A 12,204-nucleotide genomic window follows, 5' to 3' on the forward strand; every position below is an offset into this window, starting at 1 on the left:
ATCTTAGAACTAATATTATGATATTTTTAAGGAGGGAAGTTGTATGGGGGCGGCAGTTTTTTGGTTAGTTATAGCTATATGCGTATTTGCAATAGATATTTTAACTAGTAATTTTTGTTTTACACTATTCGCAGTAGGTGCTGTCGTAGCTGCAGTGTGTGGAGTAATGGAAGTACCATTTATAATTCAAATAATAGTATTTTCTGTACTGAATATAATATCATTTGCAGTTGGATACCCGTTACTCAAGAAAAAATTTAAAGCAGCAAACGAAAGAATACCACTTATGGAAGAAACATATGTAGGAAAAATTATGATAAGCGAAAAAGAGATTAGAGATAAAGCCCAAGTTAAAGTTGGTGGAGAATATTGGACTGTAATAAATGAAGGCGATATTATTCACAAAGGGGACAAGTTTACTATCAAAGGAATAGAAGGTATAAAATTAAAAATTGAAAAGGTTCAGGAGGACTAGATTATGAGTGTTATTATAATTTTAGGGGTTATTTTACTATTAATATTAATAGTAGTTATCTCATCAATTAAGGTTGTAAATACAGGGCATTTATATGTTGTAGAAAGATTCGGACAATTCCATAGAGTATTGGAACCAGGATTACATTTTATTGTGCCATTTGTAGATTTTGTTAGAAGGAAGATTTCTACAAAACAACAAATTTTAGATGTGGAGCCACAATCGGTTATAACTAAAGATAATGTTAAAATATTAGTAGACAATGTTATATTTTATAAGGTATTGAATGCAAGAGATGCAGTTTATAATATTGAAAGTTTTCAATCAGGTATAGTATATTCAGCTACAACTAATATGAGAAATATATTAGGTAATATGTCATTAGATGAAATTTTATCAGGAAGAGATGCGATAAATCAAGATCTATTAAGCATCATTGATGAAGTCACTGATGCTTATGGTATAAAAATACTTTCAGTTGAAATTAAAAATATAGTTCCACCAGCTGAAATCCAACAAGCAATGGAAAAACAAATGAAAGCTGAAAGAGATAAGAGAGCCATGATTCTTCAAGCAGAAGGTTTGAGACAATCTCAAATAGAAAAAGCAGAAGGAGAAAAACAAGCTAAGATCTTATCGGCAGAAGCAGAAAAGCAAGCAAATATAAGAAGAGCAGAAGGTTTAAAAGAATCTCAATTATTAGAAGCAGAAGGTAAGGCAAAGGCTATAGAAGAAATAGCTGCTGCAGAAGCAGAAGCTATACGAAAAGTAAACCAAGCTATTATTGAGTCTGGAACAAATGAAACTGTTATAGCATTAAAGCAAGTTGAAGCACTTAAAGAAATGGCTAACAGTCCAGCAAACAAGCTTATATTACCAAATGAGACTTTATCATCTCTTGGGAGTATAGCTGCAATTGGAGAAATGCTAAAAGGATCAGGAAAGAAATAATAAACTAAATACACCTAAAAGAGAGCAAGATAATTGCTCTCTTTTAGGTAGTGAACCAAAATCTTTGATTTTGTGTGAATCAGTTAAGCAGACATCTCGAATTTATGATTCGATGATGGTAGCTTACTCTGTGAGTACCCAGTGAACGAATGTGAATCGAGTTTCCTTTAAGTAGAGAACCAATGTAGAGCGTGCAAATTTTAATTTATTTGCTAGAACTTTTACATATTTAATATATTGCAATTCACAATGCACGTTGCACAATTCATAATCATGGCTAAAATTCTTGTAATATTTTTAGAATTATGACGAAGGATTATTTTTGCAATATATATGATTTTGAGTAAATAGAATAATTGTGTTTAAGATACCGTTTTTGGTGCAATTATTATATTATATAAGTAGGTTAATTAAATACAGTAATTTATTATTTATAGAAGGGATTCGGTATAGCTGCGCATGGATTATAGAGATAAAAGAAAAGAAAGAATATTAAATAGTCAAATGAAAAAGTTAATAAAAAGGGAAGAAAAATTCTTTTATAAAAAAGAAAATGAATATATAAAAAATAAAATATTGCCTGTAAAAGAGCAATTAGAAGAAAAAATCCCGAAAAATATGATAGAAACTTTTGAGAAAGCATTTGAAAAGGGATTTTATTATGTCTTTGAAAAAGGTACTACAGTAATAGAGAAAAGCTATAATTCAGAGAAAATTAAGAATGAAGCAGATATAGATGAGTATATTTTATCTAAGCAGATGAATAACAAAAATTTAAGCAGAATAGATAAAAGAGTGAAAAAAGGTGTACTTATAAATAAAGGAATCACAGCAGCCGAAGGCACATTACTTGGTATATTAGGAATTGGAATACCGGATATACCCGTGTTTATTGGAGTAATATTAAAAACTGTGTATGAGATTTGTGTGAATTATGGATTTGATTATAAGTCAAAAAGTGAAAAAGCATTCATATTAAATATAATTTGTGCAAGTTCTATAAAAACAGATGAAAAAATTCTATATTCAAATGAAGCAGATAGAATTGCATATAGTATTGAAAATAATCATGATCTTAAGGTTGATATAAATGAATTAATTGAGTCAGCTTCAAAATGTTTGTCTGAAAATATAGTTGTGGCAAAAGTTATTCAGGGGATACCGATAGTTGGAGTATATGGTGGAATATCAAATTATAGATTATTAGCTGATATAAGCGAAGTGGCAAGTATAAAATATAAAAAAAGATTATTATCTAAATTGAAAAATACGCTTTAGCTTAGATGAACTTGTTGCGTTTGAGTGAGCCTCAATTTCATTATTGAAAGATTAGCAAAAAAATATTAATATAGACTATATATGTTGCAATTCACAATTACGGCTAAAATTCTTGTAACATTTTTAGAATTATGATGAAGGATTATTTGTGTAATATATATTATAAAACAAATTGAGGTGAAGAAATGAAAAAGAAAAATATAATGAGCTTTATACTTTTATTAATACTTTCTTTTTCTTTAATTGGTTGTAATCTTAAAGATGATTATATACTTCAAACAAAAGAAGATACAGATGAAAAGCCATCTGCAGATAAGGTTAATGAAGTTTTTGAATCAGATAAGATGAAGGAATTAATGGATAAATTAAAGTCTAACCCTAAGGAAATTTCTGATAAAGTTAATGAAGTAGATAGTGATACTACACGTGTAATGAAAGAATTAAATGATAAAGCAGATGAATTAACGGACGAGCTCAATAATGCTGATTTTGAAGGAAAAAGTGAAGATATTAAAAATAAATTTGATGATATATCTAATAAATTAGATGAAATTAAAGATAATGTTGATGATGCAAAAGATAGAGCAGATACATTTAAGGATCCAATTGATAAAAAGCAAGTAACAGATACAGTAGATGAATTTACATCACATATGAATAACCTTGAAAGAGCGATAGATAGAATAGCGACCACTAGATAAAATTTATAGTTCCAAATTTTTGACAGGTATGATGGGCTAATGAAGCTTTCATTATGCCTGTTATAATTTAGAATATAAAAAATACTTGATTCTTTTGCTTTAGTATGATAAAGTGATAAATAGAAAGTGATGTAGGGGGTTATTACATATGAAAATAAATAGTTTAATAAAAAAATTAACAGTAGTTGCTATCATAGCTACATTGGGAGTAAGCTTGGTTGCATGTGGCGGGAATGCCAATAAATCATCAGAATCAAAGGCAGCAAAAAGTGCATTAGATAAGGATGAATTAGTAATAGGTTTAGATGATACTTTTGTTCCGATGGGATTTAAGAATGAGAACGGAGAAATAGTTGGATTTGATGTTGATTTAGCAAATGCAGTAGGTAAAAAACTTAATAAAAAGGTGAAATTTCAATCAATTGATTGGAGTATGAAAGAAACTGAACTTAATAACGGTAATATAGATTTAATATGGAATGGATATTCAATTACTGATGAAAGAAAAGAAAAAGTTGAATTTTCAAAGCCATATTTAAGTAATACTCAAGTTATAGTAACATTAGCAGATTCTAATATTAAATCTAAAAATGATTTAGCAGGTAAAAAAGTTGGTGCTCAAAATGGATCAACAGCAGTAGATGCAGTTGAAGCAGCTGGTGATATTGAAAAATCTTTTGATGGTGGAAAACTTGTTACATTTGAAGATAATAATGCAGCATTAATGGACTTAGAAGCGAAGAGATTAGATGCAATTGTTGTAGACGAGATTTTAGCAAGATATTATATGAAAGCAAGAGGAGAAGAAAAATATAAAATCTTAACTGATAATTTTGGAAGTGAAAAGTACGGTGTTGGAATTAAAAAAGGTGATACTAAATTTGTAGAAGCTTTTAACAAAGCTTTAGATGAAGTGATTTCTGATGGAACTGCAGCAGACATATCAAAGAAATGGTTCGAACAAGATATAATTCTTAAATAGTGCAAATTAGATAATCACAAATATTTATACAAATAGTTTGAAAATAAAGAGGAGGAAATAACTTTGAGTTATATTTTAGAGATAATGCCTCAAGTATTAGAGGGATTACAAGTTACATTAGAAATTTTTGTACTTACTTTAGTATTATCTATTCCGCTAGGAGTAATAATCGCTGTAATGAGGACATCTAAATCTCTAATACTTAAACAAATAAGTGGAATATATATTCTTATAATGAGAGGCACTCCTCTGTTATTGCAAATTATTGTGATCTTCTTTGGACTTCCTCTAGTAGGAATCAGCTTTGATAGATTTCCAGCAGCAATTTTAGCGTTTACTTTAAATTATGGAGCTTATTTTGGAGAAATATTTAGAGCAGGTATAGAGTCTATAGATAATGGACAAGTTGAAGGGGCTAAGGTTCTAGGCTTAAGTTCTAAACAAACATTTTTTAGAATAATACTTCCACAAGCATTTAAAACAGTAATACCACCAGTTGCGAATGAAATAACAACTTTAGTGAAGGATACTTCATTAGTTTATGTAGTTGGTATGGACGAGCTATTAAAGATAGGTAAGACTGCTGCTAATAGAGATGTTTCGTTGGTACCACTTTTAATAGTTGGTGCTGTTTACTTAGTAGTAATAGCAATTTTCAGTCAAGTATTAAAGAAAATTGAAGAGAAGTATGACTATTATAAATAGTGTGGAGGAGATTATATGCTTAAAGTAAGTAATTTGAAAAAGAGATTCGGAAATACAGAAGTTTTAAAAGGTGTTAATCTTCATATAGAAAAAGGTGAAATATTAGTTGTCGTTGGAAATTCAGGTGGCGGAAAGACAACTTTACTTAGATGTGTAAATGAATTGGAACATTGTGATGAAGGCGATATAGAAGTTAACGGAAAAGTTTTATGTAAAAATGGTAAGTATGTAGATAAAAATGCGTTAAAAGAAATAAGAAAAGATATAGGATTAGTATTTCAAAATTTTAACTTATTTCCGCATATGAGTGTTTTAGAAAATCTTATTGAAGCACCACAAAAAGTGTTAGGATGGTCAAAAGAAGAAGCAATAAAGAAAGCAGAAGAAACTTTAGGTTTCTTAGACTTGTTAGGAAAGAAAAATAACTATCCATTTGAATTATCTGGTGGTCAAAAACAAAGAGTTGCTATTGGAAGAGCATTAGTGCTTGAACCTAAAATAATGTGCTTTGATGAGCCAACTTCTGCACTAGATCCAGGATTAACTGGGGAAGTTGCAAATTTAATAAAGCGTTTAAGTGAAAAAGGCATGAGTATGATGATTATAACTCATGATATGGATTTTGCTAAAAAAGTGTCAGATAGAATAGTATCAATGGATGCTGGAAAATTGCAAGAGGGTCTGATGTTTGAAGAAGACTAGCTATATCAAGAATGAGGTTGGATTAAACCTCATTTTTTTTAACAAATTATATATTTAAGAATGTAAGTTTTGATATATTATAAATTGAGAAGGTTTAAATTTGATAATTTAATTACACGAATTAGTGTTGAAATATGTGGCAAAGTGTGGTATTATAAGAATGTAAGATAATTCAAGATTTAATCAATACTGTACATTCGCCTCTGTTTCAGAGATTGGGTCTAGGTATCAGGTTATAATCTTTGGAAAAAGGGAGGATTTTTATAATGGAAGATAGAACTTTAGTATGTAAAGATTGTGGAAAGGAATTTGTTTTCACAACAGGAGAACAAGAATTCTACAAAGAAAAAGGATTTGATAACGATCCAGTTAGATGTCCTGATTGTAGAAGAGCTAGAAAGCAACAAAGAAACAACAGAAACTTCGACAGATAGTAAGTTGTTGAGTCATAAGAGAAATCTTATGGCTCTTTATTTTTTATATAGAAAAATAAATTTTTAGACGTAGGGAATTATAGTATTGATAGAAAACACTATAATTATCTACGTCTTTTTTGAGTGTAGATTATGTTAAAATTGATAGTTTATACTATAAAAATTTGCACGATTTAAGAAAAAGAAAAAATGTTTTATAATACATAAAAATATATAGCAAATAAAGAAAACACGAATTATATAAAAACAATGTAAATACATAGTTCGTAAAAACATAAATTAAATGAAATTTTAACATAAAATAGGTTGACAACATACGTGTTGAATGATAATCTTATGGTATCGATACGAAAGTTAGTAGAGTGTTATCGGAAAACATTCGCCATTACGAAGGTGTAGTGAGTAGGTAAATTAAAAAAATAGCAAGTCCAATATACAAGTATATTGATGCGGTATTTTTTGAATGCACCTAGGCTAAATCTCATAATATTTTTTGGAGGAATTAAAATGTTAAATATTAGAAGCGTATTCGTTGAAAAGAAAAAAGGATTTAATGTAGAAGCTCAAAGTTTGCTAAATGATTTTAGAGATAACTTGGGAGTAACTAGATTGGAAGACGTAAGACTTGTTAATAAATATATAATATCAGATATACCTGAAGAATATTATAATAAGGCTTTACATACAATTTTTTCTGAAGCAACAGTAGATGTAGTTTACGAATCAGAATTACCAATGAATGAAGGAGAAGTAGCTTTTGGTGTAGAATATTTGCCAGGTCAATACGATCAAAGAGCAGATTCAGCTTCAGAATGTCTAGCTCTATTAACAGCAGAAGACAAGGTTGAAATAAAATCAGCTAAAGTAGTATTATTAAAAGGAAACCTTTCAAAAGATGATATTGAAAAAATTAAGAAATATTATATAAACCCAGTCGATTCAAGGGAAGTAGATATAAATAGCAAAGATTTATCATCACTTTCAAACATACCTAAAGATGTACAAATCTTAGATGGATTTACCAGCAAGACATTGGATCAATTAAAAGAATTTCATAGTGGACAAGGCTTAGCTATGAGTATTGATGATCTTCTTATGATTCAAGATTATTTCAAAGGAGAGAAAAGAGATCCAAGTATAACTGAAATTAAAGTTATAGATACATACTGGTCAGATCATTGTAGACATACAACATTCTCAACTATCTTAGAAGATGTCCAAATTGAAGATAATAAATACACAGCTCCAATAAAAGCAAGTTATGAAAGTTATATAAAATCTAGATCATATGTTTATGGCGAGAAAGAAAAGAATAAAACTCTTATGGATATGGCAGTAATTGCTATGAAAGAACTTAGAAAAAGAGGAAAACTTGAAGATTTGGATATTTCCGAAGAAATAAATGCTTGCTCAATCAATGTAAAAATTGAAACTGATAAAGGTATGGAAGATTATTTAGTAATGTTTAAGAATGAAACACATAATCATCCAACAGAAATTGAACCTTTTGGTGGAGCGGCAACATGTCTTGGTGGAGCTATAAGAGATCCTCTATCAGGAAGAACTTATGTATATCAAGCAATGAGAGTTACAGGGGCAGCAGATCCAACAGTGGCGATTGAAGATACATTGGAAGGAAAACTTCCTCAAAGAAAGATAACACTTGGGGCAGCTCATGGATATAGTTCATATGGAAATCAAATTGGTCTAGCAACAGGTCAAGTTGAAGAAGTATATCATCCAAATTATGCAGCTAAGAGAATGGAAGTTGGGGCAGTAATTGCAGCAGCACCTAAAGAAAATGTAGTAAGAGAAGAACCAGCTTTAGGAGATGTTATTATCTTACTTGGTGGTAGAACTGGAAGAGACGGTGTTGGAGGAGCTACAGGTTCATCTAAGGAACATACAGTAGATTCACTTAATGAATGTGGAGCAGAAGTTCAAAAAGGAAATGCACCTACTGAAAGAAAACTTCAAAGATTATTTAGAAATTCAAAAGCAGCTAAGATGATTAAAAGATGTAACGATTTTGGTGCTGGCGGAGTTTCAGTTGCAATTGGAGAACTTTGCAGAGGTTTAGATATAGATTTAGATAAGGTTCCAAAGAAATATGAAGGTCTAGATGGAACAGAACTTGCGGTTTCAGAATCACAAGAAAGAATGGCAGTAGTTGTTACAAAAGAAGATGCAGATGAATTTATAAAACTTTCAAATGAAGAAAATTTAGAGGCTAACTTAGTAGCGCATGTTACTGATACAGATAGACTTAGATTATTCTGGAGAGGTAAAAACATAGTTGACTTAAAGAGAACTTTCTTAGATACAAACGGTGCTACTCAAAAGACAAATGTTACAGTTAAAGCGCCAGTTGATTATCCATATGTAGTAGCAGAGATTGATGTTAAAGAAGAATGGATAAATAATTTAAGAAAATTAAATGTATCATCTCAGCAAGGATTATCAGAAAGATTTGATGCAACAATAGGACATGGAACAGTACTTATGCCATTTGGTGGGAAGTATGCAAAAACTCCAGCAGAAGGAATGGCAGCTAAAATCCCAGTTCTAGATGGAGAAAGTGCAGATGCTACATTAATGACATTTGGATTTAATCCTGAACTTGGTACTTGGAGCCCGTATCACATGGCATATTATGCAGTAATTGAAAGTATGTCAAAGCTTGCAGCTATGGGTGGAGATTACAGAAAAGCTAGACTTACATTCCAAGAGTATTTTGAAAGATTAGGATCAGAAAGCTCTAGATGGGGTAAACCATTTGCAGCATTGCTTGGTGCATATGAAGCTCAAATGGCATTTGAAACAGCAGCAATCGGTGGTAAGGACTCAATGTCAGGAAGCTTTGGAGATTTAGATGTACCTCCAACATTAGTATCATTTGCTGTCGGAGTAGAAAAAGCTAGAAATATAATATCACCAGAATTTAAAGAAGCAGGATCAAGTTTAGTTTTACTTCAAACTGAAAAACTAGAAGATGGAACTATAAATTTAGATAAGCTTAAGAAGAACTTAGACGTACTATATAAATTAATTCAAGATGAAAAAGTAATTTCAGCATCTGCTGTTAAATATGGTGGAGTTTCAGAAACAGTTACTAAAATGACACTTGGAAATAGAATTGGTGTAGAAATTGATAACTTAACAAAGGATGAGTTATTTGGATTTAACTATGGAACTATAGTACTAGAAGTTAAGAATGGTGTTAATGTAGAAGAAGGATTCAAAGAGTGTTTATATAAAGAAGTTGGTAAGACAATAAGCTCGGCAGTTATAATTTCTAAGGAATATGATTTGAATTTAGATATAGAAGCTTTAGAAAAAACATACGAAGAAAAATTAGAATCAGTATTTAAGATTAAAACAAAAGATGTAGAAGGAAAAGTAGAAACAGTTCTATATGATAAAAAATCAACACTTTCGCCTGCTATTAAAGTAGCTAAGCCAAAGGTTGTAATTCCAGTATTCCCAGGAAACAACTGTGAATATGACTGCGCTAGAGCATTTGAAAAAGAAGGAGCAGAAGTAACTCAAGTAGTATTTAGAAATATTACTAAGGAAGCTCTTAATGATTCAATTGAAAGACTTGCAAAAGAAATAAGTACAGCTCAAATTCTTATGATTCCAGGAGGCTTCTCAGCAGGGGATGAACCAGATGGTTCAGGTAAATTCATTGCCAATGCTCTTAGAAATGAAAAGATAAGCAATAGCGTAATGGAATTACTTAAGAATAGAGATGGATTAGCACTTGGTATTTGTAACGGCTTCCAAGCGTTAATTAAATTAGGATTAGTACCATATGGTGAAATAGTAGATATTAAAGAAGATATGGCAACATTGACTTACAATAATATAAACAGACATATGTCTTCAATTATAAGTACAAAGGTTGTTTCAAATAAATCACCTTGGTTCAGTGAAGTTAATGTGGGAGACATACATTCAGTTGCAATCTCTCATGGTGAAGGAAGATTTGTTGCACCAGAAAGCTTAATTAAAGAATTAATTGTCAATGGTCAAGTAGCAACTCAATATGTTGATTTTGATGGAAATGTATCATTAAATATGCCGTTTAATCCAAATGGATCGATGTACGGAATAGAAGGTATAACAAGTCCAGATGGAAGAGTTTTAGGTAAGATGGCACATAGTGAAAGAATAGGAACAGATTTATATAGAAACATCCCAGGAGACTTTGATCAAAAGATCTTCAAAGCAGGAGTAAATTACTTTAAGTAAGAGTTGAAAGCTAGCAATTGCTTGTTGATTGCTAACTCTCAATCCGATGAAAGATGTAGAAATAAAACTTGAATATAAAAATAGTTTTATATTTAAAAACTTAAAAAGGTATATATGTAAGAAGTTAAATTTTTAAGTATGTATAAAGTTAAGTATATAAATATTTAAAAAGATAAATATGAAGATATGTAAATAGATAAATATATAAATATGTAAATATTTATAGTTGTAATGCGGGTTAGAGATACTTATAAGGAAACTCGACTCACTTCGTTCGCTGAGTGCTCACAGAGTAAGCGACCATCATCAAATCATAGATGATCAAAGAGAAAGTTCATGTTTCCAAATATAAAATTTGGACACTCACTTTTGAGATGTCTGCTTAAGTTCGAAGAGCAAAATCAAAGATTTCGATTCTCACTTATAATTTGGGGTATAGCCCTTAAGAGAAATATATAAATGTATTAATAGGAACATTACAAAAACAGGAGGCTTAAAAATGCAGGTAGCAATATTTTTTGGAAGTAAATCAGACACAGAAGTTATGAGAGGAGCAGCAAATGCTTTAAAGGAATTTGGAGTAGAGTACAAAGCGTTTATACTTTCAGCTCATAGAGTACCAGAAAAGTTAGAAGAAACATTAGAGGAAATTCAAGCTCAAGGATGTCAAGTTATTATAGCTGGAGCAGGTCTTGCAGCACATTTACCAGGAGTAATAGCATCAAAGACAATACTTCCTGTAATAGGAGTTCCAGTTAAGGCAGCTCTTGAAGGTGTTGATGCATTATATTCTATAGTACAAATGCCAAAATCAATTCCAGTTGCTACTGTTGGTATAAATAACAGCTACAATGCAGGAATGTTAGCAGTTCAAATGTTATCAGTTAATAATGATGAATTAAAAAATAAATTAAAAGAATTCAGATTAAATATGAAGAAAAAATTCATTGAGGAAAATGCGGAAGGGGTAGAACTATAATGGAAAAATTAGAAATGATGTATGAAGGAAAAGCAAAGAAAATTTACGCAACAGATAAGGCTGATGAAGTAATTGTATATTACAAAGATGATGCAACAGCATTCAACGGAGAAAAGAAAGGTCAAATCGAAGACAAAGGTATAATGAATAATGCTATAACTTCAGTATTATTTGAAATATTAGAAAAAGCAGGAGTTAAAACTCACTTTATAGAGAAACTAAATGACAGAGAACAGTTATGTAAAAAGGTTGAAATAGTTCCACTTGAAGTAATAGTGAGAAATGTTGCAGCAGGAAGCATGGCTAAGAGATTAGGTCTTGAAGAAGGATTTAAGCTTAAGACTACTGTATTTGAATTATCATATAAAGATGACTCACTAGGAGATCCATTAATAAATGATTATCATGCAGTTGGAATTGGTGCAACTACTTTTGAAGAATTAAAAGTAATCTATGATATGACAGCAAAAATTAATGACACTCTTAAAGCTGTATTTAAAGAACAAAACATAAACTTAATTGACTTTAAAGTTGAATTTGGTAGATGTGCTGATGGAACAATAGTTTTAGCTGATGAAATATCACCAGACACTTGTAGATTCTGGGATGCAACAACAGGAGAAAAATTGGATAAAGATAGATTCAGAAGAGACTTAGGTAATGTTAAAGATGCTTATGTTGAAATATTAAAGAGAATTTCTAAGTAGTATATATTTAGAATCAAATTTACTATAAAATTTATA

At 30.5% G+C, this 12,204-nt stretch carries 11 protein-coding genes; all 11 read left to right on the forward strand.

The window, feature by feature from the left end:
* Positions 1-43: 43 nt before the first annotated feature.
* Positions 44-475, forward strand: coding sequence for an NfeD family protein (locus L1S46_RS06145; RefSeq protein ID WP_017210877.1), 432 nt, complete (start codon positions 44-46; stop codon positions 473-475).
* Positions 476-478: 3 nt separating this feature from the next.
* Positions 479-1,426, forward strand: coding sequence for an SPFH domain-containing protein (locus L1S46_RS06150; protein ID WP_171788732.1), 948 nt, complete (start codon positions 479-481; stop codon positions 1,424-1,426).
* A gap of 459 nt (positions 1,427-1,885) precedes the next feature.
* Positions 1,886-2,704, forward strand: a complete 819-nt coding sequence (locus L1S46_RS06155; protein ID WP_238899519.1) for an EcsC family protein — start codon at positions 1,886-1,888, stop codon at positions 2,702-2,704.
* Positions 2,705-2,889: 185 nt separating this feature from the next.
* On the forward strand, positions 2,890-3,405 hold the full coding sequence (locus L1S46_RS06160) for a hypothetical protein (protein WP_017210874.1): 516 nt from the start codon (positions 2,890-2,892) through the stop codon (positions 3,403-3,405).
* A gap of 148 nt (positions 3,406-3,553) precedes the next feature.
* The gene (locus L1S46_RS06165) at positions 3,554-4,387 is read left to right on the forward strand and encodes an amino acid ABC transporter substrate-binding protein (RefSeq protein WP_236895305.1); all 834 of its coding nucleotides are present in this window, start codon (positions 3,554-3,556) and stop codon (positions 4,385-4,387) included.
* Between the two features lie 63 nt (positions 4,388-4,450).
* Complete coding sequence (locus L1S46_RS06170; RefSeq protein WP_077855716.1) at positions 4,451-5,092, forward strand: amino acid ABC transporter permease; 642 nt, start codon at positions 4,451-4,453, stop codon at positions 5,090-5,092.
* 15 nt (positions 5,093-5,107) lie between these two features.
* Positions 5,108-5,794: an amino acid ABC transporter ATP-binding protein gene (locus L1S46_RS06175; RefSeq protein WP_238899520.1), complete on the forward strand. Its 687-nt coding sequence runs from the start codon at positions 5,108-5,110 to the stop codon at positions 5,792-5,794.
* Positions 5,795-6,060: 266 nt separating this feature from the next.
* Positions 6,061-6,228 (forward strand): zinc-ribbon domain-containing protein, encoded by a 168-nt coding sequence (locus L1S46_RS06180; protein WP_011968395.1) that lies wholly within the window; start codon positions 6,061-6,063, stop codon positions 6,226-6,228.
* 507 nt (positions 6,229-6,735) lie between these two features.
* Positions 6,736-10,482 (forward strand): phosphoribosylformylglycinamidine synthase, encoded by a 3,747-nt coding sequence (locus L1S46_RS06185; protein WP_238899521.1) that lies wholly within the window; start codon positions 6,736-6,738, stop codon positions 10,480-10,482.
* A gap of 499 nt (positions 10,483-10,981) precedes the next feature.
* Entirely contained in the window at positions 10,982-11,461 is a 480-nt protein-coding gene (purE, locus tag L1S46_RS06190) for a 5-(carboxyamino)imidazole ribonucleotide mutase (RefSeq protein WP_017210869.1), read from the forward strand.
* Entirely contained in the window at positions 11,461-12,168 is a 708-nt protein-coding gene (purC, locus tag L1S46_RS06195) for a phosphoribosylaminoimidazolesuccinocarboxamide synthase (RefSeq protein ID WP_023973458.1), read from the forward strand. Before purE ends, purC begins: the two co-directional genes overlap by 1 nt.
* Positions 12,169-12,204 lie beyond the last annotated feature (36 nt).

Origin of the sequence: Clostridium sp. YIM B02500 (genome assembly GCF_022324665.1) — a bacterium.
In the GTDB taxonomy this organism is placed as follows: Bacteria; Bacillota; Clostridia; order Clostridiales; family Clostridiaceae; genus Clostridium; species Clostridium beijerinckii.

Excerpts from the sequence above, each read along its gene's own strand:
- L1S46_RS06185 (WP_238899521.1), top strand. The coding sequence starts at position 6,736 with ATGTTAAATATTAGAAGCGTATTCGTTGAAAAGAAAAAAGGATTTAAT.
- L1S46_RS06145 (WP_017210877.1), top strand. The coding sequence starts at position 44 with ATGGGGGCGGCAGTTTTTTGGTTAGTTATAGCTATATGCGTATTTGCA.
- L1S46_RS06180 (WP_011968395.1), top strand. The coding sequence starts at position 6,061 with ATGGAAGATAGAACTTTAGTATGTAAAGATTGTGGAAAGGAATTTGTT.
- L1S46_RS06155 (WP_238899519.1), top strand. The coding sequence starts at position 1,886 with ATGGATTATAGAGATAAAAGAAAAGAAAGAATATTAAATAGTCAAATG.
- L1S46_RS06150 (WP_171788732.1), top strand. The coding sequence starts at position 479 with ATGAGTGTTATTATAATTTTAGGGGTTATTTTACTATTAATATTAATA.
- L1S46_RS06165 (WP_236895305.1), top strand. The coding sequence starts at position 3,554 with ATGAAAATAAATAGTTTAATAAAAAAATTAACAGTAGTTGCTATCATA.
- L1S46_RS06160 (WP_017210874.1), top strand. The coding sequence starts at position 2,890 with ATGAAAAAGAAAAATATAATGAGCTTTATACTTTTATTAATACTTTCT.
- purE (WP_017210869.1), top strand. The coding sequence starts at position 10,982 with ATGCAGGTAGCAATATTTTTTGGAAGTAAATCAGACACAGAAGTTATG.
- L1S46_RS06175 (WP_238899520.1), top strand. The coding sequence starts at position 5,108 with ATGCTTAAAGTAAGTAATTTGAAAAAGAGATTCGGAAATACAGAAGTT.
- purC (WP_023973458.1), top strand. The coding sequence starts at position 11,461 with ATGGAAAAATTAGAAATGATGTATGAAGGAAAAGCAAAGAAAATTTAC.